The sequence below is a fragment of the Ferrovibrio sp. genome (assembly GCF_029255545.1).
GTDB lineage: Bacteria > Pseudomonadota > Alphaproteobacteria > Ferrovibrionales > Ferrovibrionaceae > Ferrovibrio.
This window is the reverse complement of sequence record NZ_JANLJJ010000018.1, coordinates 13,593-36,841: the sequence shown is the minus strand read 5'-3', so window position 1 is coordinate 36,841 and position 23,249 is coordinate 13,593. Positions and strand designations below refer to the sequence as shown.

19 protein-coding genes and 1 other RNA gene are annotated in these 23,249 nt (G+C 65.2%); 3 read left to right on the top strand and 17 right to left on the bottom strand.

Features of this window, described 5'->3' with window-relative positions:
• The 14 genes from Q1J79_RS02755 to Q1J79_RS02690 are packed head-to-tail and all read right to left on the bottom strand — an operon-like array spanning window position 1 to window position 15,649.
• Window positions 1-930: a cell division protein FtsQ/DivIB gene (locus Q1J79_RS02755; protein WP_300296187.1), complete on the bottom strand. Its 930-nt coding sequence runs from the start codon at window positions 928-930 to the stop codon at window positions 1-3.
• Window positions 918-1,832 (bottom strand): D-alanine--D-alanine ligase, encoded by a 915-nt coding sequence (locus Q1J79_RS02750; protein ID WP_300296185.1) that lies wholly within the window; start codon window positions 1,830-1,832, stop codon window positions 918-920. Before Q1J79_RS02750 ends, Q1J79_RS02755 begins: the two co-directional genes overlap by 13 nt.
• Complete coding sequence (murB, locus tag Q1J79_RS02745) at window positions 1,825-2,766, bottom strand: UDP-N-acetylmuramate dehydrogenase (protein ID WP_300296182.1); 942 nt, start codon at window positions 2,764-2,766, stop codon at window positions 1,825-1,827. Before murB ends, Q1J79_RS02750 begins: the two co-directional genes overlap by 8 nt.
• Window positions 2,763-4,196, bottom strand: a complete 1,434-nt coding sequence (gene murC, locus Q1J79_RS02740; protein WP_300296180.1) for a UDP-N-acetylmuramate--L-alanine ligase — start codon at window positions 4,194-4,196, stop codon at window positions 2,763-2,765. Before murC ends, murB begins: the two co-directional genes overlap by 4 nt.
• Window positions 4,193-5,368 carry an undecaprenyldiphospho-muramoylpentapeptide beta-N-acetylglucosaminyltransferase gene (murG, locus tag Q1J79_RS02735; protein ID WP_300296177.1) on the bottom strand — a complete coding sequence of 392 codons (1,176 nt, stop codon included), beginning with the start codon at window positions 5,366-5,368 and terminating at the stop codon, window positions 4,193-4,195. The genes murC and murG overlap by 4 nt, the downstream gene beginning before the upstream one ends.
• Window positions 5,365-6,489 (bottom strand): putative lipid II flippase FtsW, encoded by a 1,125-nt coding sequence (ftsW, locus tag Q1J79_RS02730; protein ID WP_300296174.1) that lies wholly within the window; start codon window positions 6,487-6,489, stop codon window positions 5,365-5,367. Before ftsW ends, murG begins: the two co-directional genes overlap by 4 nt.
• Window positions 6,486-7,874: a UDP-N-acetylmuramoyl-L-alanine--D-glutamate ligase gene (gene murD / locus Q1J79_RS02725; RefSeq protein WP_300296171.1), complete on the bottom strand. Its 1,389-nt coding sequence runs from the start codon at window positions 7,872-7,874 to the stop codon at window positions 6,486-6,488. The genes ftsW and murD overlap by 4 nt, the downstream gene beginning before the upstream one ends.
• A gap of 7 nt (window positions 7,875-7,881) precedes the next feature.
• The gene (gene mraY / locus Q1J79_RS02720) at window positions 7,882-8,967 is read right to left on the bottom strand and encodes a phospho-N-acetylmuramoyl-pentapeptide-transferase (protein WP_300296169.1); all 1,086 of its coding nucleotides are present in this window, start codon (window positions 8,965-8,967) and stop codon (window positions 7,882-7,884) included.
• Between the two features lie 16 nt (window positions 8,968-8,983).
• Window positions 8,984-10,414 carry a UDP-N-acetylmuramoylalanyl-D-glutamyl-2,6-diaminopimelate--D-alanyl-D-alanine ligase gene (locus Q1J79_RS02715; protein ID WP_300296166.1) on the bottom strand — a complete coding sequence of 477 codons (1,431 nt, stop codon included), beginning with the start codon at window positions 10,412-10,414 and terminating at the stop codon, window positions 8,984-8,986.
• Window positions 10,414-11,904 carry a UDP-N-acetylmuramoyl-L-alanyl-D-glutamate--2,6-diaminopimelate ligase gene (locus Q1J79_RS02710; protein WP_300296163.1) on the bottom strand — a complete coding sequence of 497 codons (1,491 nt, stop codon included), beginning with the start codon at window positions 11,902-11,904 and terminating at the stop codon, window positions 10,414-10,416. The genes Q1J79_RS02715 and Q1J79_RS02710 overlap by 1 nt, the downstream gene beginning before the upstream one ends.
• On the bottom strand, window positions 11,891-13,717 hold the full coding sequence (locus tag Q1J79_RS02705; protein WP_300296160.1) for a penicillin-binding protein 2: 1,827 nt from the start codon (window positions 13,715-13,717) through the stop codon (window positions 11,891-11,893). Before Q1J79_RS02705 ends, Q1J79_RS02710 begins: the two co-directional genes overlap by 14 nt.
• Window positions 13,717-14,238, bottom strand: coding sequence for a hypothetical protein (locus Q1J79_RS02700; protein ID WP_300296157.1), 522 nt, complete (start codon window positions 14,236-14,238; stop codon window positions 13,717-13,719). Before Q1J79_RS02700 ends, Q1J79_RS02705 begins: the two co-directional genes overlap by 1 nt.
• Window positions 14,235-15,254: a 16S rRNA (cytosine(1402)-N(4))-methyltransferase RsmH gene (rsmH, locus tag Q1J79_RS02695; RefSeq protein ID WP_300296154.1), complete on the bottom strand. Its 1,020-nt coding sequence runs from the start codon at window positions 15,252-15,254 to the stop codon at window positions 14,235-14,237. Before rsmH ends, Q1J79_RS02700 begins: the two co-directional genes overlap by 4 nt.
• Window positions 15,251-15,649, bottom strand: a complete 399-nt coding sequence (locus Q1J79_RS02690) for a hypothetical protein (RefSeq protein ID WP_300296151.1) — start codon at window positions 15,647-15,649, stop codon at window positions 15,251-15,253. Before Q1J79_RS02690 ends, rsmH begins: the two co-directional genes overlap by 4 nt.
• Window positions 15,650-16,013: 364 nt before the next feature.
• Here Q1J79_RS02690 and Q1J79_RS02685 point away from each other — a divergent pair, with 364 nt between their 5' ends.
• Window positions 16,014-16,565 carry a hypothetical protein gene (locus Q1J79_RS02685; protein ID WP_300296148.1) on the top strand — a complete coding sequence of 184 codons (552 nt, stop codon included), beginning with the start codon at window positions 16,014-16,016 and terminating at the stop codon, window positions 16,563-16,565.
• Window positions 16,566-16,601: 36 nt separating this feature from the next.
• Here the strand turns inward: Q1J79_RS02685 and rnpB are convergent.
• The 3 genes from rnpB to Q1J79_RS02670 all read right to left on the bottom strand — a co-directional run bounded on the left by rnpB (window position 16,602) and on the right by Q1J79_RS02670 (window position 19,089).
• Window positions 16,602-17,012, bottom strand: an RNA gene (rnpB, locus tag Q1J79_RS02680) — RNase P RNA component class A.
• 56 nt (window positions 17,013-17,068) lie between these two features.
• On the bottom strand, window positions 17,069-17,833 hold the full coding sequence (locus Q1J79_RS02675) for an N-acetylmuramoyl-L-alanine amidase (protein WP_300296146.1): 765 nt from the start codon (window positions 17,831-17,833) through the stop codon (window positions 17,069-17,071).
• A gap of 2 nt (window positions 17,834-17,835) precedes the next feature.
• The gene (locus Q1J79_RS02670) at window positions 17,836-19,089 is read right to left on the bottom strand and encodes a DMT family transporter (protein ID WP_300296143.1); all 1,254 of its coding nucleotides are present in this window, start codon (window positions 19,087-19,089) and stop codon (window positions 17,836-17,838) included.
• Here Q1J79_RS02670 and Q1J79_RS02665 point away from each other — a divergent pair.
• Window positions 19,088-19,501: a winged helix DNA-binding protein gene (locus tag Q1J79_RS02665; RefSeq protein WP_300296140.1), complete on the top strand. Its 414-nt coding sequence runs from the start codon at window positions 19,088-19,090 to the stop codon at window positions 19,499-19,501. The two genes, Q1J79_RS02670 and Q1J79_RS02665, sit on opposite strands and share 2 nt — an antisense overlap.
• Window positions 19,502-19,593: 92 nt before the next feature.
• Complete coding sequence (locus tag Q1J79_RS02660; RefSeq protein ID WP_300296138.1) at window positions 19,594-23,241, top strand: hydantoinase B/oxoprolinase family protein; 3,648 nt, start codon at window positions 19,594-19,596, stop codon at window positions 23,239-23,241.
• Window positions 23,242-23,249 lie beyond the last annotated feature (8 nt).

The window sequence follows — 23,249 nt, the reverse complement described above, 5'->3', positions numbered from 1 at the left end:
TCATGTGCGTTTCCCCGCCGGTTTCCTGCCCGGTCCTGCCTTCGGCACCGGCGATTCGGCGTCCGGGTTGAGCTGAACGGTCAGGCGGTCTTCCAGCCGCAGGTCCACGGTCTTGATGTCGCGACGCAGCAGGCCGTATTGCCGTTCCAGCTCGATCAGGCGGCTCCAGGCCTGTTCCGGATTTTCCTCCGGCAGGCGGGCGACAATGCCGTTGTCGAATTCGATGTCCCAGCGCCGGCCGCGCACACGGATCGCATTGACGACGCGGCTGGCCAGAACCGGTTCACGACCCAGCATGTCGAGCAGGTCATGCGCCTTGTCGGACGCGCCGGCGCCCACAAGCAGGAAGAGATGATGGAATTCTGGGCGATCGCCCTCTTCCAGCACCTTGCCGATGGTATCAATCAGATAGACGCGGCCGTCGATCTGCCAGCGCGCGAAAGCCTCGCGCTCGACGATCTCGATATGCAGCGTATCGGGCAGCTGGCGCCATACGGTTGCCTGCCGGACCCAGCCGATGCCCTCGACACGACGGCGGATGGCATCCAGGTCAAGCGACAGCATCGGATCGCCGCGTTCGACTCCCACGGCCTCGGCCAGAGCTTCCAGCGGGGCATGCACACGGCCCTGCAGGTTGACTTCGCCCAGCCGCATGTCGACGGTGGCGCCCGCCTCGCCAGCCATGTCCTGTACGGCCAGGCGGACCTGCGCCGGCAGGTCGGTCTTGAACCAGACATAGCCGCTGCCGCCGGACAGACCGATCAGGGCAGCCCCCAGCAGCACCCATTTCAGCCGCCGCCACAGCACCGACCTGGGCTTGCGGCGTGCCGGCGGCAGCGGCCGGCAGTAACCCTTGGGCCGCGCCGGCGGCTGGCTCGGCGCACAGGGCGCGCAGGGACGATCTTCCGGCAGCACGACTAGCGACCGCATGAGGCGTCCTCCACCATCCAGCGCACCAGCTGGCCGAACGAGATGCCCTGGTGCGCGGCGATTTCCGGCACCAGCGACAGTGGCGTCATGCCCGGCTGGGTGTTGATCTCCAGCAGGTAGAATTTGCCCGGTTCGCCATTGGTATCGTCGTAACGCCAGTCTGAACGCGTCACGCCACGGCAACCCAAAGTCTGATGCGCCTTCAGCGCCAGCGCGCAGACTTCGTCATAGGCCGATTTCAGGATTGGCGCCGGCATCAGATGCGTGGCCTTGCCGTCGGTATACTTGGCTTCGTAATCGTAGAAACGACCATGGGCGCGGATCTCGATGGCGCCCAGCACGCGGTCGCCCATCACTGCCACCTGAATCTCGCGGCCGGGAATATAACGCTCGACCAGCACATGCTCGCCGAAATGCCAGCCGGCATCGTCCTGCGGCTGGTAGTTGTCGCCGTTCATGACGATATGCACGCCGACCGAGGAACCCTCGTTCAGCGGTTTGATCACGTAGGGATGCGGCATCACGGCGCCGCCGGTGAAGGCCGAGCGGTGCACCACGCGGCCCTCGGCCATCGGCAGGCCATGGGCGCGCCAGACATCCTTGGCCATCGGCTTGCTCATCGCCAGCGCCGAAGCCAGCACGCCGGAATGGGTGTAGGGAATGCCAAGGATCTCGAGCAGGCCCTGCACGGCGCCATCTTCGCCATAGGGGCCGTGCAAGGCATTGAAGGCAATATCGGGCTTGATCCGGGCCAGTTGTTCGGCCAGATCGCGGCCAACATCGACTTCCGAAACCCTGAAGCCTTCCTCGCGCAGGGCTTTCGCGCAGGCGCGGCCGGAGGTGAGCGAGACCTCGCGCTCCGACGACCAGCCGCCCATCAGGACCGCGACGTGCTTACTCATGGCCGCCATCCTTCTGCCTGCCGATACGCTTGATTTCCCAGCGCAGGTCCACGCCACTGGTTTCCTTCACCCGGCGGCGCACCGTTTCGCCCAGCGTCTCCAGATCGGTGGCGGTGGCATTGCCGCGGTTGATCAGGAAGTTGCAATGCTGCTCGGAAACCTGCGCATCGCCGACCACCAGGCCGCGACAGCCGGCCGCGTCGATCAGCTGCCAGGCCTTGTGTCCTTCCGGATTGGCAAACGTGCTGCCGCCGGTGCGCGAGCGGATCGGCTGGCTGCCTTCACGGGCGGCCTGGATCTCGTCCATGCGCGCCTGAATGTCCGTCTTGTCGCCCGGCCGGCCTTTCAGGCGGCAGCCCAGGAAAATCCAGTCCTCCGGCACGCCGCAATGGCGATAGCCGAATTTCATCTCGGCGGGTGACAGGCGATGCAGGTTGCCCTGAACATCCACGGCCTCGGCCCAGACCAGCACGTCCTTGAACTCGGTGCCGTAGGCGCCGGCATTCATGCGCAGGCCGCCACCGACGGTGCCCGGGATGCCGCGCAGGAATTCCAGCCCCGCGATGCCATGCATCTGCGCGGTCTGCGCCACATTCACGTCCAGTGCGCCGGCGCCGGCCTCGATTTCGTTATTGTCGCAAGCCGTGACAATGGCGAAATCGCGGCCCAGGCGGATCACAACGCCATCCACGCCGCCGTCGCGCACCAGGGTGTTCGAGCCCACGCCCAGCACGGTAACCGCCACATCGGCGGGTTTGTTCTTCAGGAAGGCGATCAGGTCGTCGCGGTCGGCCGGGCGGAACATCACGTCCGCCGGACCGCCGACGCGGAACCAGGTGATGTCGGCAAGGCCGGCCTGCGCCGACAGCCGACCGCGCACGGCGGGCAGCCGCGCGATCAGGTCGTCATGCCGGAGCTGTTCGGCGGCCATCATGCCTGCTCCTTCGCCTGCAGGGCCTGCAATTCGCCCGGCAGGGCATTCGCCCAGGTGGTGATGCTGCCGGCGCCGAGGCAGACCACGAGGTCGCCGGGCACGGCTTCCTGTTCAATGATGCTGGCAAGCTGTTCCGGCGCTGGCAGCGGCAGCACACGGCGATGGCCGCGGTTGCGCAGACCTTCCACGAGGGCCTCGCGGCTGACGCCGTCGATCGGCGCCTCGCCGGCAGCATAGACATCGGCCACGATCACCGTGTCGGCATCGTTGAAGCAGGCGCAGAAATCCTCGAACAGGTCGCGCAGGCGGGTGTAACGATGCGGCTGCACCACGGCGATCACCTTGGCTTCCGGCCGATCGCCGACCGCCAGCCGCGCGGCGGCCAGCACGGCGGAGATTTCCACCGGATGATGGCCGTAATCGTCCACCACGGTGATGCCGTTCGCCTCGCCGGTGATGGTGAAGCGGCGCTTCACGCCACGGAAACCACCCAGGGCGCGCTTGATCACGTCGGCGCCAAAACCCATTTCGCGGGCAATGGCCGCGACGACCAGGGAGTTCTGAACATTGTGGCGACCGAACATCGGCAGATATACGCCGGCAACGATGTCGCTCTCGCCGCGGGCACGATCTGCCATCAGGATGTCGTAATGGGCGCCGCGGTTGTCGAAGCGGACATTGACGGCGCGTATATCGGCCTGCGGCGAGAAGCCGTAGGTGACGATGCGGCGGTCGGTGATGCGACCGATCATCGCCTGCACTTCCGGATGGTCGATGCACAGCGCGGCAAAGCCATAGAATGGAATGCTCTCGACGAACTGCTTGAAGCCCTCGCGCACGCGGTCGAAGGTGCCGTAATGGTCGAGATGCTCGGGGTCGATATTGGTGACCACGGCGATGGTGGCTGGCAGTTTCAGGAAAGTGCCGTCGCTCTCGTCGGCTTCCACCACCATCCATTCGCCGGCGCCAAGGCGGGCATTGGTGCCATAGGCATTGATAATGCCGCCGTTGATCACGGTGGGATCCATGCCGGCGGCTTCCAGCAAAGCGGCGACCAGCGAGGTCGTCGTGGTCTTGCCATGGGTGCCAGCGATGGCGATGGCCCATTTCAGGCGCATCAGCTCGCCCAGCATCTCGGCGCGGCGCACCACCGGGATCAGGCGGGCGCGGGCCGCTTTCACTTCCGGATTGTCGGGCTTCACCGCCGAGGAGATTACCAGCACTTCGGCATTGGCGATGTTCTCTTCGCGGTGCCCCTCGAACACGGTGATGCCGAGATCGCGCAGGCGTTTGACGTTGTAATTGGCCGACAGGTCGGAACCCTGCACCTGGTAGCCAAGATTGTGCATCACCTCGGCAATGCCCGACATGCCGATGCCGCCGATGCCAACGAAGTGGATGATACCGATATCGAGCGGCAAAGCTCTCATGCCGCGGTCCTTTTCACTGACGGGTTCGCTGACTGGGACTGATCCTTCGCCGCCGCCGGTTGCGGCTGCGGATTGCGCTGTTCGGCCACGGCGCGCTCGACCAGATCGGCTAGCGCCTGGGTTGCCAGTGGCCGGCCCACACTGCGGGCATGAGCCGCCATGTCGGCCAGCTGCGCCGTATCGCCGAGCAGATCGGCGAAAGCGGCGGCCACGCGTTCAACGGTGAACTTGTCCTGGGCGATCACCTGCGCACCACCGGCCTGGGCCAGCGCCTGGGCGTTGGCGGTCTGGTGGTCGTCGGTGGCGTGGGCATAGGGCACCAGCAGCGAAGGCCGGCCGACCACAGCGATCTCCGCCGTGCTGCTGGCACCCGAGCGGCTGACCACCAGATGCGCAGCGGCCAGGCGGTCGGCCACATCGCTGAAAAACCCGGCTGTTTCGGCCGCAATGCCGGCGGTGGCATAGGCGGCGCGCACGCGCTCAAGATCTTCCGGACGGCATTGCTGCTGCACGCGCAGGCGGCGCTTCATCTCGGCCGGCAGTTGCGCCAGCGCGGCCGGCACCACATCGGACAATACCCGCGCGCCCTGGCTGCCGCCCATCACCAGCAGGCGCAGGGTCTGCTCTGGCGCCGTATAGGGCACGTCGGCGGCAGTCAGGATCGCCGGCCGCACCGGATTGCCGGTGACGGTGACGGCGGCCTGGGCCGGCAGGAAATGCGTGGCAGGAAATGACGTGGCGATGCGCGCGGCCCGTTTTGCCACCAGGCGATTGACCCGGCCGAGCACGGCATTTTGCTCATGGATGAGAATCGGGATTTTCTTCAGCCGCGCCGCCAGCAGCAGCGGCAGCGACGGATAGCCGCCGAAGCCAACCACGGCAGTCGGCCGGGTCAGCGCCAGCAGCGACAAAGCCGCCAGCACGCCCTGCGCGATTTCGACCACGCTGAACAGCTTGCCCATGAAACTGCGGCCACTCGGCGTGCCGGCCGGAATGCGATACAGCGGCAGTTCCGGCAGCGACTGGCCGAAGCCCTTGCCGCGCGTATCGGTCACCAGGCCGACGCGATGGCCCCGGCGCAGCAACTCGGCCGCCAGCGCTTCGGCCGGGAAGACATGGCCACCGGTGCCGCCGGCCGCCAGCAGGATCGGGGTATCCGCTGCCGCAGTCATCGCACCGCTCCGCTGTCGGGCCGCCAGCGCGTCAGCGCCAGCAGCATGCCCATGGCAAAGGCCAGCGCGAGCAGCGACGAGCCGCCATAGGAGATGAATGGCAGGGTCATACCCTTGGTCGGCAGCAGATGCAGGTTCACGCCGATATTGATCACGGCCTGCAGGCCGAACTGGGTGGTCAGGCCTGCGGCAGCCAGCAGCACGAACAGGTTGTTCTCGGTCATCAGGCGCGAGAAGCAGCGCAGCACGATAAAGGCGAAGATGCCGACGATGAACAGGCAGGCAAACAGGCCGAATTCCTCGCCGGCCACGGCGAAGATAAAATCGGTATGGGCGTCGGGCAGCACGCTCTTGACCGCGCCCTCGCCCGGCCCGCGACCCCAGATGCCCCCTGTGGCGAAAGCCTCCATGGCGCGCTCGATCTGGTAATTCTCCTTGTTGGCCGGATCGATGAACCTGTCGATACGGCTGGCCACGTGGGGGAAGACCAGATAGGCGCCGAAGATGCCGGCCAGGCCGAGGCCGCCCAGCGCCAGCACCAGCACGATGGGCAGGCCGGCGATGAAGAACTGCGCCAGCCAGACGGCGCAGACCACCACCGCCATGCCGAGATCGGGTTGCAGCAGCAGCAGGCCGACCACCAGGGCGCACAAACCGGTCGAGATCGCCCAACCGGGAAAACCGGTGCCCTTGCGCCATTCGGAAAACAGCCAGGCGGCCACCACGGCGAAAGCCGGCTTGACGAATTCCGACGGCTGCAGCGAGACGCCGCCGAAGGAAATCCAGCGATGCGCGCCTTTCACTTCCATGCCCATGAAGAAGGTGAGCCCTACGCCACACAGCGCCCCGAGGAAGACGATGGTGGCCACGCGACGCACGCCGATGGGGTCAAGCAGAGAGGTGCCGATCATGATCAACAGGGCCGGCATCAGAAAAACCAGCTGACGCTGCACGAAATGGAAGCTGGCCAACCCAATGCGGTTGGCCACCGCCGGCGAGGCTGCCAGGGTCAGCACGGTGCCCACGGCGATCAGTACGGCGATGGCAACCAGCAGCCAGCGGTCGACCGTCCACCACCAGCGGCCGAGCACGGAGGTATCGGTGCGCGAGAAGGTGATCATGCCGCCGCCCCCTGTTCCGCCTGGCCGCCACGGCCGGCCACCAGCCGGATGAATTCATCGCCGCGATGCTCAAAACTCTTGAACTGATCGTAGGAGGCGCAGGCCGGCGACAACAGCACGACGGCATCCTTCAGCCTGTCGCGCTTCGCCGCGGCCAGCGCATCGTCCAGTGCCTTGTCGAGCGTGCCGCACAGCGTATGCGACACCGCGTCGCCCAGCGTGGTAGCGAAGGCAGATGCCGCATCGCCGATCAGGCTGGCATGGCGGATGCGCGGGAAGAACGGCTTCAGGCTGGCGATGCCGCCTTCCTTGGCCTTGCCGCCGGCGATCCAGTAGATCGTCTCGAAGGACGCCAGCGCCTTGGCTGTGGAATCGGCATTGGTGGCCTTGGAATCGTTGATGCAGGCGATGCCGTCGATGCTGCCGACACGCTGCAGGCGATGCTTCAGGCCCGGGAAGGAGGCGATGCCCGCGCGGATGGCTCCCGCATCCAGTCCGGCGGCACGGGCGGCGGCATAGACGCAGGCGATATTCTGGCCGTTATGCGCGCCTGGCAGGGCCGGGAAATCCAGCGCGAAGACCTCGCGGCCATTATCATACAGCCTGCCGCCCACGGCACTGACGCCGTCTTCAAGAATGCGGTCGATGGAGACCGGCACGATGTGGCGGCCACTATTCTGGGCAACCAGCGCAGCATGGATGGCGCGGCAATGCTCGTCATCGACGCCAATCACCGCCGTATCGCCCGCGCCCTGGCCGGCGAAAATCCGCGCCTTGATGGCGGCGTAATTCTCCAGGCTGCCATGGCGGTCAAGATGGTCCGGCGTAATATTGAGCAGCACCGCGATCCGCGCCTGCCACCCGGGCGTCAGGTCGATCTGAAATGACGACATCTCCAGCACATAGATGCCTTCGCCCATGCCAAGACGCGGCAGCGCCAGTACAGGCATTCCGATATTGCCGCCGAGTGCGATCCTGCGCCCCGCACCTGACAACACATGCGCCAGCAGGGCCGTGGTGGTGGATTTGCCGTTGGTGCCGGTGACGCCATAGATTGCCGGTTTAAGTTCGCGCAACAGCAATTCGATATCGCCCAGCACCGGCACACCCGCGCGATGGGCATTCGCAACCACCTGATGCGGCATCGGATGCGTGAGCGGCACACCAGGTGCCAGCGCCAGTCCGGCACAGCCGGCCAGGGCAGCTTCGTCCAGCGGCGTGGCGCGGAACCCGGCTGCTTCAGCCGCGGCCCGCGACGCCTCGTTGTCGTCCCACAATCGCACCTCCGCGCCACCGGCAACCAGCGCCTGCGCCGTGGCCAGCCCGCTGCGTGCGAGGCCGAACACCGCCCAGGTCTGTCCGCGTGTATGCGTGAGTGCGATCATGCCGGCATCACCGCAGCTTCAGGGTGGACAGGCCGGCCAGCGCCAGGATCACCGCGACGATCCAGAAGCGGATCACGATGGTCGGCTCTTTCCAGCCTTTCTTTTCATAATGGTGGTGCAGCGGCGCCATGCGGAAGACGCGCTTGCCGGTCAGCTTGAAGCTCGCCACCTGCACCATCACCGACACGGTTTCCAGCACGAACAGGCCGCCGATGATGGCCAGCACCAGCTCATGCTTCACGATCACGCTGACGGTGCCGAGCGCGCCGCCCAGGCTGAGCGAACCGGTATCGCCCATGAACACCATGGCCGGCGGCGCGTTGAACCACAGGAAGCCGATGCCGGCACCGACCAGCGCGCCGCAGAACACCGCCAGTTCGCCGGCGCCGGCGACATTGTGGATCTGCAGGTAGTTGGCGAAAACGGTATTGCCGACCAGGTAGCAAATCAGGCCGAAGCTGGCGGCGGCGATCATCACCGGCACGATGGCCAGACCGTCCAGGCCGTCGGTCAGGTTCACGGCATTCGACGCGCCGATCATCACGAAGGCAGCGAACGGGATCATGAACCAGCCGAGATTGAGCAACACGTCCTTGAGAAAGGGCACCGCGAGGCTGGTGTTGAGCGGCGCCGCGGCGATCTGGTTGATCCAGACGGCGGCGATGCCGGCAATCACGATCTGCAGCGCCAGCTTGAGCTTTCCCGGCACGCCTTTCGGATTCTGCTTGGTCACCTTGAGATAGTCGTCATAGAAGCCGATCAGGCCGAAGCCGAAAGTGACCAGCAGCACGACCCAGACATAGCGATTGGTCAGGTCGGCCCAGAGCAGCGTGCCGACGCCGATGCCGAGCAGGATCAGGAAGCCGCCCATGGTGGGCGTGCCGCGCTTGACCAGATGGCCTTCCGGACCATCGTCACGGATCGGCTGACCACGCCCCTGCTTGGCGCGCAGCCAGTTGATCAGTGGCTCACCGATCACAAAGGACAACACCATGGCGGTCAGGATCGCGCCGCCGGTGCGAAAGGTGATGTAGCGGAACAGGTTCAGGATGTTGAACTCGTCCGCCAGGGGATACAGCAGGTGATACAGCATTCTGTCGGTGTCCTTGTCACCAGCCGTTGGCGGCGCGCGGCTGCGGCGCCGGAGTCAGCAGATCGTCAACGATGAGGCGCATGCGACTGCCGAGCGAGCCCTTCACCAGCAGCACGTCGCCGCCGCGGATGGCCCGACGCAGGGGCTGCACCAGTTCGGCTGAATTGGCGGCGTGGTGGCCACGCTTCTGGGCTGGCAGGCCCTCGTAAAGCGCGCGCATCAGCGGGCCGGCGGCAAAAACCAGGTCGATATTCTCGCGCACCAGGTCTTCGGCCAGCCCGGCATGAGCGGCTTCGGCATCGGGACCAAGCTCCAGCATGTCGCCCAGCACGGCGATACGGCGGCCGCGCGCCACGCCCGGCTTGGCCATGGCCAGCACCGAGATGGCCGCCCGCATGCTGGGCGGGCTGGCATTGTAGCTGTCATCGATCAGCTCAACGCTGCCGCCATCGCGCCAGTCGAACTTATGGCGCTCGCCACGACCCTTCGGCGCCGTGACGCCGGCCAGCGCCATGCCGGCCTCCGCCAGATCGGCGCCGGCCAGATGGGCCGCGGCCAGCACACCAAGAGCGTTGAGCACCCAATGGCGGCCCGGCGCGCCAATCTTGAAGGTCATCGGGTGGCCGAGGATGTCGGCGGCCACACATGAACAGGCGCTATGCGGCGCATACTTCACCAGCTTTGCCTGGGCCTGTGGATGCTCACCGAAACCGATCACTTCGGCGGCGCCCGCGGCACGGGCAGCGGCGGCAACGCGCTCGAAATGCGGATTGTCGCGATTGACGATCGCGATGCCGCCCGGTTCCAGGCCGGCGAAGATTTCCGCCTTGGCATCGGCGATGCCTTCGATGCTGGCGAAATTCTCCAGATGGACGCCCTCGACCGCGGTGATGATGGCGATATGCGGCCGCGCCAGCTTCGACAGCGGCAGGATTTCGCCGGCGTGATTCATGCCCATCTCAATGACGGCATAACGGCTGTCGACCGGCATGCGCGACAGCGTCAGCGGCACGCCCCATTGATTGTTCAGGTTCCCGGTCGTGGCATGCGTCGCCCCCTGATCGGCCAGCACAAGGCGCAGCATTTCCTTGGTCGAGGTCTTGCCGACGCTGCCGGTGACGCCGATCACCTTCGCGCCACAACGCTGCCGCGCCGCCGCCGCCAGATCGTTCAGCCCCTGGAAGGTATCCTTCACGCGCAACAGGTTAGTGCCGGCCTGCAGCGTTTCCGGATCGCGGTCCACCATCGCTGCCGCCGCGCCCTTGGCCAATGCATCGGCAACAAAGACATGGCCGTCGAAATTCGGACCGCGCAGGGCGATGAACAGGTCGCCGAACGCAACGCTGCGGCTGTCGATCGAAACGCCAGTGGCGGTCCAGAAGCCGTCGCTGTTGCCATGGGTGGCGGAGGCGGCTTCGGCGGAGGTCCAGAGCGCGAAAGCTTCCATTAATATTTACCCCCGTATGGTGCGCTGCCCGAAGCAGACCCTGCATCCGCCGCAGACACGGCTTCGCGCGCGACGGACAGGTCAGCGAAGGGACGCGTTTCGCTGCCGATGATCTGGCCCTGCTCATGCCCCTTGCCGGCGACCAGCAGCAGATCGCCGGCCTTGAGTTCGCTGACCGCGGCAAAGATTGCGGCGCGACGATCGCCGATCTCGGTGGCGCCGCCTGCTGCCGCCATGATCGCGGCACGGATCGCGTCCGGCTGCTCGCTGCGCGGATTGTCATCGGTGACATAGACGCGGTCGGCCAGTTTGGTGGCGACGGCGCCCATCAGCGGCCGCTTGCCGCGATCGCGGTCGCCGCCACAGCCGAACACCACCACCAGCCGCTGCGCGGCATGTGGCCGCGCCGCCTTCAGCACGGTCTCCAGCGCATCGGGGGTGTGGGCGTAATCGACATAGACGCTGGCGCCATTGGCACGGCGCGCCGCCTGCTGCATGCGGCCGGGCACACCCTCAAGGCCTGCCAGGGTTTCCCAGGCTGCCGCCGGATGGGCGGCGCAACCGATCACCAGGCCATAGGCCGCCAGCACGTTGCCTGCCTGGAAACCGCCGATCAACGGCAGATCGACCGAGCGGCGCACGCCGAAAACTTCCGCCTCAACCTGTAAGCCACCGGCATGCGGCATCGCCGAGAGCAGCTTCAGTTCACGGCCCAGCAGGCCGTAGCGGATCAGGCGGTGACCGCGGCGCAGGCAGACCTCTTCCACCCGCTTGCCGAAATCGCTGTCCATGTTGATCACCGCCGCGCCCTTTTCCGGCAGCAGCGTATCGAACAGCCGCAGCTTGGCGGCGAAATAGGTTTCGACCGTCGGATGGTAGTCCATGTGGTCGCGAGTCAGGTTGGTGAAAGCCGCGGCTTCGGGCGCGACGCCATCGAGGCGGAACTGGTCGAGGCCATGGCTGGAGGCTTCCAGCGCCAGATGATCGATGCCCGCGCCCCTGGCAATGCTGAGCAGTTCATGCAGCCGCACCGGATCCGGCGTGGTATGCGCCACCGCCTCATTCAGGCCGGCGCCATGCAGGCCAAGCGTGCCAAGGCTGGCGCTTTTCAGGCCGAGCCGCTGCCAGATCTGAGCGGCGAAATTGGCCACCGAGGTCTTGCCGTTGGTGCCGGTGACGGCAGCGATGTGTTTCGGCTGGGCGTTGAAAAAGGCAGCCGCCATCAAGGCCAGCCGGCGACGCGGATTGGCATCGGTGACAAAGGCGATCTGGTCGGCATAGGCCGGATCGACATGGTCGCTCAGCACCGCCACGGCGCCCTTGGCGCGCGCGTCGGGGATGAAGCGGTGACCATCGGCCTGCACGCCCTTCAATGCGGCAAAGACATAACCCGGGCGCACCGCGCGGCTGTCGGCCGTCAGTCCGGCGACATCCAGCGCCGCGGCCCGCGGGTCGAGCTTCAGGTCGGCGCAGAGGTCACTGAGACGCAAGTTTTTTCTCCTGCGTCCGGCCGGTGATGGTGACATTCGGATTGCTGAAATTCGGCAGCGGCTGGCCCGGGATCGGCACATACATCGCCTGCTTGAGCGCCGGCGAGGATTCATCCACCGGCGGCACGCCCAGCAAGGGCGCGATGCGGCTGATGATGCGGCCAGCAGCCGGCGCGGCAGTCCAGCCGGCGGTGGCGAAACCGTAGGTGCTCTTGTTGCCCTTCGGTTCGTCGACCATCACCTGCACGATGTAGCGCGGGTTATGCATCGGAAAGCCGGCCACGAAGGTGTTGAAATTAGCTTTCTTGTTGTAGCCGCCGCGGTCGTTGACCTTTTCCGACGAGCCGGTCTTGCCACCGACCAGATAGCCGTCGACCTCCGCCTTCTTGCCGGTACCCTCCTCGACGACCAGCAACATCAGCTTGCGCATGGTGTCGCTGATATCGCGGCGGATCACCTGACGGCCCGGTGCCGGCAGGCCCAATGGCCGCTTGACCAGGGTGGGAGGATGCAGCACGCCGCCATTGACGATGGCAGCGGTAGCAGTGGCGAGCTGCAGCGGCGTGACCGACAGGCCATGGCCGAAGGCAATGGTCATCGTCTCGACGGTCTTCCAGTTGCGTGGCACCAGGGGACCGCCGACTTCCGGCAGCTCGATGGTCGGCTTGTTCAGCATGCCCATGCGCTGCATGAACTCGCGCTGGCGCTCGGGGCCGACGTCGACGGCCATCTTGGCCGAACCGATATTGGACGAATACATGAAGATTTCCGGCACGCTCAGCCAGCGCTTCTTGGCATGGTCGTCCTTGATGGTGAAGCGCGAAATCTGGATCGGATGCGTGGCGTCGTAACCGCCATTCAGCTTGACGGTGCCGTAATCCAGCGCCATCGCCGTGTTCAGCGTCTTCATGGTCGAGCCCATCTCGTAAACGCCCAGCGTGATGCGGTTGAAACGCGCATCCTTGCTGGCCGTGCCGGGTTCGGCCGGATCGAAATCCGGCAGGCTGACCATGGCGATTACCTCGCCGGTATGGACGTCGAGCACAATGCCGCCGCCGCCGATGGCGTTGAAAGCCTCGACCGCCCTGGCGACTTCGTCGCGCACCACATGTTGTACGCGAAGGTCGATGCTCAGCTCCAGCGGGTCGCCGGTACGCGATGGATCGCGCAACTGCTCGTCGAAATACTGCTCGACGCCGGAAATGCCTTTGCCGTCGATATCGGTATAACCAAGCACGTGCACCGCCAGCGGGCCCTGCGGATAAACGCGGCGCTGTTCGTTGTGGAAATACAGGCCGGGAATGCCGAGGCGGTTGACCTCATACTGCTCACGCGGCGTCAAACCGCGCTTGAGCCACACAAAGCTCTTGCCCGAGATCAGCTTGGCCTGCACCTCGCCGGTGGCGAGCTCGGGCAGCGCCTGCGCCAGGCGAGTCGCTGCTTCGCTCGGATTCAGCACCTTGCGCGGATCGGCATAGAGCGAGGCGATCTTCAGGTTGGTCGCCAGGATATTACCGCTGCGGTCAACGATCGACTGGCGTTCCATCAGCGCGGTCTTGGCGATCAGTTCCGGATTGACGCCGCGCGCCACCACCGGCTCGGCGGCGCCGCGCAAAACCGTAAGCTCGACCAGCCGTCCGGCCAGCAGGATGAAAGCCAGCGAGAACAGGCCGATGCCGATCACCAGGCGACCGCGGCTGGCATCCAGCGCCTGCTTGGCGGCACCTTCCAGCCGGACCAGGGCAGGACTGCCCGGAATATCCGCCGGCGTGCAGGGCGGTTTGGGCTTCAGCTGACGGCGAAGCAGCGCCATTACGGAGCCCTCCGCTTGTCATTGCCCGGACGCTGCATGGCGCCCAGCACGGCCGCCACTTCGGCGTCGAAATCGTTTGCCTGGGCGGGCGCCGCCTCCGGCTTGGCGGCAACCTGCACCGGTGGCACGACCGGAGCTGGCGGCGCGGCGGGAACAGCCGCCGGCTGGGCCGGCGCCGCAGCCGGCGCCGCGGCCATGGGCGGCAATGCCGGCGCGGGCATATTCGACATCGGCTGGCCACGATCCTGGCGCCAGGGCAAAGCCTCGATGGCAACGATATCCTTGGCGGTGGCCGGCCGCATCTGCAGCAGGCGCTGCGCCTTATCCTGCAGGTATTCCGGCCGGCTCAGATAGCTCCACTCGGCCTGCAGCACGCCGATCGTTTCGCGCTCCTGACTCAGAGCGCGGTTCATCTCGATCAGCTCTTCCTCCAGCCGCTGCACTTCATAGGACAGCTGGTAAAGGCCGAAGGAGACCGCGGCGAGCAGCAGCAGAGCGATCAGGGAGAGGCCGCGGCTCATGCTGCCTCCCGCATGTCGTCGTCAGGCCAGGCCGGTGCGGCCGTGCGTTTCGCAGCCCGCAGCTTGGCCGAACGCGCCCGCGGATTGCCGGCGATTTCCGCTTCGCCGGCCACCAGCGCGCCCTTGTGCAGCGGCACGAAAGACGGCGCGCGCGCTTCGCCGATAGCCTGTGGCAGATGACGCGAGGCGCCGGCCTGCTTGCCGCTGCGACGATCCAGGAAACGCTTCACCACACGGTCTTCCAGTGAATGGAACGACACCACGGCCAGGCGGCCTTCCGGCTTGAGCAGTTTCTCGGCCGCTAGCAGGCCGCGCCTCAGTTCGCCCAGCTCGTCATTCACCACGATGCGCAACGCCTGGAAAGTGCGGGTCGCCGGATGGATGCCCGGTGCGGCCCGTACCACACGGGCGACGATTTCGGCCAGTTGCCGTGTGCGGGTGATCGGATTTTCCGCGCGGGCAGAAACGATGGCGCGCGCCACGGCGCGGGCCCGCCTCTCCTCGCCATAGAGGAAGATGATGTCGGCCAGCTCGGCCTCGTCACGGGTATTCACGATATCGGCCGCGGTCTCGCCGGCCACGCCCATCCGCATGTCGAGCGGACCATCCTGCTGGAAGGAAAAGCCGCGTTCGGCCTGGTCGAGCTGCATGGACGACACGCCGATATCGAGCGCCACGCCATCCACGGCAGCGATACCAATGGCGGCCAGCAATTCGGCCATGTCGCCGAAGCAGCCTTCCAGCAGGCGGAAACGGTCGGGATATAACGCGCTGAGCCGGTCGGCATGAACGCGGACGCGAGGGTCGCGGTCAATGCCGATCACCTGGCACTCCGCCGCCGCCAACAGGGCTGAACTGTAACCACCCGCACCGAACGTACCGTCCACCACCAGGTCGCCGGCACGAGGATTGAGCGCCGACACCACTTCCGCACACATCACCGAAAGATGCGCTGTCCTTGCGGCTTTTTCGTGGCCGGTTTCTGTCGAGGAGCGGAAACGGCCCGCCGCGCTCACGATTTACTCTCCCCGCGCAGATAGGCGGCTGCCTTGGCGCGCGCCTCGGCGGCGCGGGCATCCCAGGCCTTGGGTTCCCAGATCTGGAAGGAATGGCGACGACCGACGAAGACCGCCTCGCCCGGCACGGCGAGGCCGGCATGATCCAGGAATTGCGGGCCGAGCTGGATGCGCCCCTCTTGGTCGAGGCTCAGTTCACTGAGAAAGGGCAGCAGGCCGTCGATCAGCATCTCGCGCTCGGGATGCAGGTCGGGCAGTTCGTCGATCCGGCGATTGACGCCGTCGAGATAGTCGCGGCCGCCAGCGACCAGGGCCGGGGCGGAAATGTCGGGACCGAGGATCAGTCCGCCTTCCGGCTGCTTGCGGGACAGCAGAGCACGATACGGCGCCGGCACGGACACCCGTCCCTTTGCGTCGATCCTGTTCCGAAAGGTTGAGAGGAAGAGTTCCACTCAGCCGCCCCCAAGCTGCAATTCCCGGTCGCGCACCCCCATTGGGCGCCCACGATCTGGGATGAGATGGGATAACATGGGCCTATATGGGCGTCAATGGATTTTAACGGTTTGATATGGCGATTCGAGCCAATGATCACGGGCACTTGCGCCTAAATCGATCCTATAAAATTCATACTTTGTTCGTTTAATATTCCTTCGATCTACACTTGTCTCCAACCCCCTGTCCGTTTACACATCGACGCAGCAGGGTGCCGTGGCCGAAACACTGCTTCCTGCGGCGGGATGCAACCAAAAGAAAGCCTTCATGCGGGCAATTCTCTTTTTATGCGCGATGTTGCTGGCCACCGGCGCTGCCGCCCAGACGACCGTCAACGAGTTCCTGCCGCGCGATGTTCCGGCCCTGAAACGCTTCGCCATCGTCGCCGGAACCGCCAACAACCAGTGCTTCACGGCCCAGTTGGTCAATAACGACCCCAAGCGCATCCGCGCCGCCGTTTTGCTGTCGCCCTGCGAGTTCAACATCGACAACCAGAGCCAGGGCTTTTTCGTCAGCCGGCCCCTGCAACAGGATGGCTATCAGGTCTTCTTCGCCGCCAATCCCGCCTATTGCCTGGCCATGGAACCGCGCAGCCAGCTGCTGGTGGTCTCGGCCTGTGCGCTCAACACCACGATGCTCGAGCAATTGCCCCAACTGTGGGACATCAAGGCCGGCGGCCTGTCGCTGAAGGGCACCGATGGCAAGAAATGGTGTCTCGACACGCGCTCGAAACCGGGCTTCTCGGCAATCTTCGAGCCGCATTTCAGCGAATGCCCGGAGCAGATCCCGGATGCCTTCCTGCTGCGCGTCAACCGCTAGGCAAGGTACCCTTCCCACCAGCCTCATCGAGGAAAAGGTGCCAGACGGCCTGTAAGCCGGGTTCTGTCCCCCTACTCGCGTAGGATGGACGGCCATTCCTCTGGGACGCCCGTTACCGGACGCCTCGCGCGACCGACCCGGATGGCGAGCCGAAAACCGCTCCGCAGGCTTGCGCCTGCTGCCATCCCTATTTGGTCTTGCTCCCGGTGGGGTTTGCCGTGCCGCTTCCGTTACCGGTCGCGCGGTGCGCTCTTACCGCACCCTTTCACCCTTACCGTCAGGCTCCAACCCGAAGATTGGCGCGTGATGGCGGTCTGCTCTCTGTGGCACTGTCCCTGGGGTCGCCCCCGCCGGGCGTTACCCGGCACCGTGTTTCCGTGGAGCCCGGACTTTCCTCGGCACCCCCATCATTGCTGACGAGCGCGCCGCGACCGTCCAGCCGTCTGACACCGGGCACAGGTAGGCTCGCCCGCCGCCGCCGTCAAGGCAGAAACCGGGCCTGATCAGGCGGTTTTATCCGTGCAGGCGCGCCGCATGCTGACCTGCTCCGAGATGTGATGGATCAGGCTGGTGGTTTCCGGATCGCTGACCCCGTCCAGCAGGGCCGGCCGGTAATGCCGCTGGAAAGCGCGCACAACAGCCTCGGTAAGCTGGTCGTAAACGCCGCTGCCTTCGATGCCATAACCGATGCGGTCCAGCGCCACCTGCAGTTCCAGCACGGCGCCGCCGCGATCACCCGGATGCAGGGCCGGAGCATGCGGCGAAACCTTGAAATCCGGGGCCCACCAGCGACCGAAGCCGGCCGCCGCCAGCCGGTGCCAGGGAAACAGCTCGCCCGGATCATCCTTGCGCTGCGGCGCGATATCCGAATGGCCAACATAATTGCCTGGCATCACCTCATGTCGCGAGGCGATATCGCCCAGCAATTCCAGCAGGCCGTCGATCTGCGCCGCCGGGAATTCGCGATAGCCGAATTCATGACCCGGATTGACCAGCTCGATGCCGATCGAACGCGCATTCACATCGCGCACCCCGCGCCAGAACGACACGCCGGCATGCCAGGCCCTCTTATCCTCGGGCACCAGACGGTAGACCGTACCGTCCTCATCAATCACGTAATGCGCGCTGACCTTCGATTCCGGATCCGACAATCGCTGCAACGCCACGGCGGCATCCGGCATGCCGGTATAATGCAGCACGACGATATTGACCGGACGGCGCCCGCTGCGCTCGTCGAAATTTGGCGAAGGATGATCGATCAGACGCATGACTACTCGCCCGCTACCTTACCAACAATCTTGTCTGGCGCCTCGGCGGGCGTCAGTCCGCGTGCCTCTGCCGCCTGCGCCTCACGCAATGTCACGATCAGAACGCCCACAAGCGTCATGGCCGAACCGATCAGCACCCGGCCGCTCAGGCTCTCGTTAAGAAAAACGATGCCGGAGGCGATACCCAGGATCGGCGCCAGAGTGAAACCGGGATTCACGATACTGACGGGATAGCGGCGCAGCAGGAAATAGGCGCCGCCATGGCCGATCAGAGAAACGCCGAGAACGGCATAGCCGAGCGTCGCCCAGTGTGTCCAGTCCGCCATCATAGCGCTGTCGACCTGGCCACTTTCGGTCATGAAGGAGATCAGCAAAAGGCTAGGCGCACTGATCGCGCCGACCCAGGCCTGCATGGTGAAAGTATCAACTCCGCGAATGCGGCGTACGAGAATCTGGCCATACGACATGGCCAGCACGCTGCCGATACAGAACAGGATGGCACCCTGATAACCCATAACCCTGGTGTCGAAACTGATGACCATGGTGCCCAGAAAGGCCAGAGCGATGCCCAGCCCACGTTTCCATCGCACGCGCTCTCCTAGCATGCCCCAGGCCATCAGGGTGGAAATCGGCACGCCCAGTTGCACCACCACGGCCACCACAGACACGTCGTCGGCCAGGGCGATACCGTTGAACATCAGCGAGAAGTGCAGGGTCCCCATCATCAGGGCGGCGGGCAGGACCAGATGCATCTGCCCCTTCTGCCATTTTAGCCACGGCGCCATCAGCAGGGCGAGGCCAAGAAAACGCAGCCCGGTAAAGAATACCGGCGGAAACTGCGAAACCGCTATCTTAGAGGCGACAAAATTGTAGCCCCAGATGGCGCAGATCAGCAGCATCAGGGCAAGGTGCTGGGGCTTCATGGGCGGGGACCCTAGCAAACCCGACCGGTCAGGGGCTACGCTTCTTTCCGGTATGGTTATGCGCCGCATGCAAGGGGGGTATGCGAAAGCCCTCCGGCCGGCGCGGCCTGCCCGCTTTCGCGGCAGGTCAGGACAGCAAACAGGCAGCAATATGGGAAAATCAAAAACAAGCGGCGCAAGCGGCAAAGCCAGGACCGGAAAGCCTGCACCCCGGCGGCGCCCCATCGTCTCCTCGGCCCATCTGGCCAGCGAGAAACTGACAGCCCTGAGCGAATTCGAATTCGCCCTGATGATGAGCGGCAATGCCTTCGCGCGCTGGATCGTGCGCTGCATGACGGCAGCCGGGCAGCCCGACCTGGCCGCGCTGGACGTCATGGTTTTGCACAGCATCAACCACCGGGATCGCCCCAAACGGCTGGCCGATCTCTGCCTGGTGCTGAATGTCGAGGACAGCCACACGGTGAATTACGGCCTTAAGAAAATGGTGCGCCTGGGCTTGGTCAGCGGCGAGCGGCGCGGCAAGGAAATCTTCTATTCCACCACCGCCAAGGGCCGGGCGCTGTGCCTGGAATATCGCAAGATCCGCGAGGAACTGCTCGGCGAGGCCTATGCCCTGATCGGCCAGCCCCAGATGGGCCAGGCCAAGATCGGAGAAGGCCAGGCTGACCTGTCGCGGATCGCTGACCTGATGCGGGCCCTGTCTGGGATGTACGACCAGGCCGCCCGGGCCGCCGCCTCGCTGTGATGAAAATCCGCCGGCCAACGTTGACAATTTATCAACGTTTTGTAACCGTCTGGCCCTGATCCATCCTGGCCGACCTTCCGGAGCCTCCTCAGATGACCCAGACCGCCTCCCCCGCATCCATCGCCGGCCCGTGGGAATTCTGGATCGACCGCGGCGGCACCTTCACCGACATCGTCGGCCGCAAGCCGGATGGTGGCATCGTCACCCACAAGCTGCTGTCGGAAAATCCGGAGCGCTACAAGGATGCCGCCGTGCAGGGCATCCGCGACCTGCTGGGCCTGAAAGCCGGCGACCCGCTGCCCAAGGGCAGGATTGCCGCCGTAAAGATGGGCACCACGGTGGCGACCAATGCGCTGCTGGAGCGTAAGGGTGATCGCGTTCTGCTGCTGGTGAGCGAGGGCTTCGCCGACCAGCTGCGCATCGGCTACCAGACCCGCCCCAAACTGTTCGCGCTGCATATCGTGCTGCCCGAAATGCTATACGAGCGCGTGGTGGAAGTGCCGGAGCGCGTGCGCAACGACGGCAGCATCGAGACTCCGCTGGATCTCGCCGCAGCCGAGAAGGCATTGAAGGCCGCCTATGCCGATGGCATCCGCAGCGTGGCGATCCTGTTCATGCATGGCTATCGCTACACCGCCCATGAGGCCAAGGTGGCCGAGATGGCCCGCAAGCTGGGCTTCACCCAGGTCTCGGCCAGCCATCAGGTTTCGCCGCTGATCAAGTTCGTCAGCCGTGGCGATACCACCGTGGTGGATGCCTATGTCTCGCCGATCCTGCGCCGTTACGTGAACCAGGTGGCCGATGAGCTGGATGCCGCCAATACGGCTTTGCGGCTGATGTTCATGCAGTCCAATGGCGGCCTGGCCGATGCCAACTTCTTCCAGGGCAAGGACAGCATCCTGTCCGGCCCGGCCGGTGGCGTGGTTGGCCTGGTCGAAACCTCGACCCGCGCCGGCTTCGACAAGGTGATCGGTTTCGACATGGGCGGCACGTCGACAGACGTGAGCCACTATGCCGGCGAGTATGAGCGCGCCTTTGAGACCATGGTCGCTGGCGTACGCATGCGCGCGCCGATGATGATGATCAACACGGTGGCGGCCGGCGGCGGCTCGATCCTGCATTTCGATGGCGCGCGCTATCGCGTCGGCCCGGATTCCGCAGGCGCCAATCCCGGTCCGGCCTGCTACCGCCGCGGCGGGCCTCTTGCCGTGACCGACTGCAACGTGGTGCTGGGCAAGCTGCAGCCCGATTTCTTCCCCGCCGTCTTCGGTCCCAATGGCGACCAACCGCTGGATGCCGAGGTGGTGAAGCGGAAATTCGCCGAGCTGCAGGCGCGCGTGAAGGCCGAAAGCGGCGATACACGCAGCATCGAGGAGATGGCGGAAGGTTTCCTCGCCATCGCGGTCGAGAACATGGCCAACGCGATCAAGAAGATCTCGGTGGCGCGCGGCTATGACGTGACCAAATACGTGCTGTCCAGTTTCGGCGGCGCCGGGGGCCAGCATGCCTGCCTGGTGGCCGATGCGCTGGGCATGACGGAAGTGCTGCTGCATCCGCTGGCTGGCGTGCTGTCGGCCTATGGCATGGGCCTGGCCGACCAGCGTGTGCTGAAGGAGAAGTCGGCGGAAGTGGCGCTGGAGCCCGCCGCCCTGCCCGGCCTGGCGCAGGAACTCGACCGGCTGGCGGACGAGTCGCGCAACGACATGCTGAAACAGGGCGTGGCACCTGAGAAGATCACGGTGATCCGCAAGCTGCATGTGCGCTATGGCGGTTCGGACTCAGCCCTTGAGATCGAATTCGGCGATATGGCGGCGATCAAAAACGCCTTCGAGACGGCGCATCGCCAGCGCTTCGGCTTCATCAGCCCGGAAAAGGCTCTGATCGCCGCCTCCGTAGCCGTGGAGGTGGTGGGCCAGGGCGAACGCGCGCCGGATGCCGTCGAGACGATCACCGATCCACGTAGCCAGACCGCGATCCCCACGCTGGCCAGCCGCAAGGCCTATATGGCCGGCGCCTGGCGCGACACGCCGGTCTATGACCGCGCCGCGCTGCGGCCGGGCGAGACAATCAAGGGGCCTGCGATTGTTATCGAACCGACCAGCACCATCGTACTCGAACCTGGCTGGCAGGCCCGCCTGACCGAGCGCCGCGACCTGGTGCTGAAGCGCATCGAGGCCTTGCCTGCCCGCAAGGCGATCGGCACCGACGTCGATCCCGTGATGCTGGAGATTTTCAACAATCTGTTCATGTCGATCGCCGAACAGATGGGCTCCGTGCTGGAAAAGACCGCCTATTCGGTGAATATCAAGGAACGGCTGGATTTCTCCTGCGCCATCTTCGACCTGGATGGCGAACTGATCGCCAATGCGCCGCACATGCCGGTGCATCTGGGGTCGATGTCGGAGAGTATCAAGACCATCATGCGCAAACGCGCCGGCCAGATGAAGCCGGGCGACGTGTACATGCTGAACGCGCCATACGCCGGCGGCACGCATCTGCCCGACGTCACCGTGATCACGCCGGTTTTCGACAAGGCCGGCCAGGACGTGCTGTTCTACCTGGGCAGCCGCGGGCATCACGCGGATATCGGCGGCACCACGCCGGGTTCGATGCCGCCCGACAGCAAGACGGTGGAAGACGAAGGCGTGCTGCTCGATAACGTGCTGCTGGTGGATGGCGGCAAATTCCTGGAAGCCGAAACCGTCGCCATCCTGAAATCGGGCAAATATCCCTCGCGCAATCCGGCGCAGAACATCGCCGACCTGAAGGCGCAGATCGCCTCCTGCGAGAAGGGCGCCCAGGAACTGCGCAAGATGGTGGACCAGTTCGGCCTGGATGTCGTGCGCGCCTATATGCGCCATGTGCAGGACAATGCCGAGGAATCCGTGCGCCGGGTGATCAGCCGCCTGAAGGACGGCGCATTCACCTATCCGATGGATGACGGGTTCGAGATCAAGGTGAAAGTGACGGTCAATCACAAGGACCGCACCGCCAAGATCGACTTCACCGGCACCTCCGGCCAGCATCCGACCAACTACAACGCGCCCAAGGCCGTCTGCGTGGCGGCCGTGCTGTATGCCTTCCGCTGCCTGGTGGATGCCGACATTCCGTTGAATGGCGGCTGCCTCAAGCCGCTGGAGATCGTGATCCCGGAAGGCTCGATGCTCGATCCGGTCTATCCGGCCGCCACGGTGGCCGGCAATGTCGAAACCAGCCAGTGCATCACCGATGCCCTCTTCGGTGCGCTGGGCGTGATGGCCGCAGCCCAGGGTACGATGAACAACTTCACCTTCGGCAACAACGATTACCAGTATTACGAGACGATCTGCGGCGGCAGCGGCGCCGGCCCGGATTTCGACGGCTGCGACGCGGTGCACACGCATATGACCAATGCGCGCCTGACCGATCCGGAAGTGCTGGAATTCCGTTTCCCCGTGCTGCTGGAAAGCTTCCGCATCCGGCGCGGCTCGGGCGGCAAGGGCCGGCACAAGGGCGGCGACGGCACCATCCGCCGCATGCGCTTCCTCACCGACATGGTGGCCACGCTGCTATCGTCGCATCGCAAGGTGCCACCGTTTGGCCTGGAGGGCGGTAGCAATGGCGAGACCGGCCGGCAGTGGGTGGAACGCAAATCGGGCGAACGCGTCGAGCTGGAAGGCCGCTGCTCGACGCCCATGCAGCCGGGCGACGTCTTCGTCATCTCCACACCCTCGGGCGGTGGCTTCGGCAAGGCGGAATAGCCTACAAC

Excerpts from the sequence above, each read along its gene's own strand:
- Q1J79_RS02755 (WP_300296187.1), bottom strand. The coding sequence starts at position 930 with ATGCGGTCGCTAGTCGTGCTGCCGGAAGATCGTCCCTGCGCGCCCTGT.
- Q1J79_RS02750 (WP_300296185.1), bottom strand. The coding sequence starts at position 1,832 with ATGAGTAAGCACGTCGCGGTCCTGATGGGCGGCTGGTCGTCGGAGCGC.
- murB (WP_300296182.1), bottom strand. The coding sequence starts at position 2,766 with ATGATGGCCGCCGAACAGCTCCGGCATGACGACCTGATCGCGCGGCTG.
- murC (WP_300296180.1), bottom strand. The coding sequence starts at position 4,196 with ATGAGAGCTTTGCCGCTCGATATCGGTATCATCCACTTCGTTGGCATC.
- murG (WP_300296177.1), bottom strand. The coding sequence starts at position 5,368 with ATGACTGCGGCAGCGGATACCCCGATCCTGCTGGCGGCCGGCGGCACC.
- ftsW (WP_300296174.1), bottom strand. The coding sequence starts at position 6,489 with ATGATCACCTTCTCGCGCACCGATACCTCCGTGCTCGGCCGCTGGTGG.
- murD (WP_300296171.1), bottom strand. The coding sequence starts at position 7,874 with ATGATCGCACTCACGCATACACGCGGACAGACCTGGGCGGTGTTCGGC.
- mraY (WP_300296169.1), bottom strand. The coding sequence starts at position 8,967 with ATGCTGTATCACCTGCTGTATCCCCTGGCGGACGAGTTCAACATCCTG.
- Q1J79_RS02715 (WP_300296166.1), bottom strand. The coding sequence starts at position 10,414 with ATGGAAGCTTTCGCGCTCTGGACCTCCGCCGAAGCCGCCTCCGCCACC.
- Q1J79_RS02705 (WP_300296160.1), bottom strand. The coding sequence starts at position 13,717 with ATGGCGCTGCTTCGCCGTCAGCTGAAGCCCAAACCGCCCTGCACGCCG.
- Q1J79_RS02700 (WP_300296157.1), bottom strand. The coding sequence starts at position 14,238 with ATGAGCCGCGGCCTCTCCCTGATCGCTCTGCTGCTGCTCGCCGCGGTC.
- Q1J79_RS02685 (WP_300296148.1), top strand. The coding sequence starts at position 16,014 with ATGCGGGCAATTCTCTTTTTATGCGCGATGTTGCTGGCCACCGGCGCT.
- Q1J79_RS02675 (WP_300296146.1), bottom strand. The coding sequence starts at position 17,833 with ATGCGTCTGATCGATCATCCTTCGCCAAATTTCGACGAGCGCAGCGGG.
- Q1J79_RS02665 (WP_300296140.1), top strand. The coding sequence starts at position 19,088 with ATGACGGCAGCCGGGCAGCCCGACCTGGCCGCGCTGGACGTCATGGTT.
- Q1J79_RS02670 (WP_300296143.1), bottom strand. The coding sequence starts at position 19,089 with ATGCAGCGCACGATCCAGCGCGCGAAGGCATTGCCGCTCATCATCAGG.
- Q1J79_RS02660 (WP_300296138.1), top strand. The coding sequence starts at position 19,594 with ATGACCCAGACCGCCTCCCCCGCATCCATCGCCGGCCCGTGGGAATTC.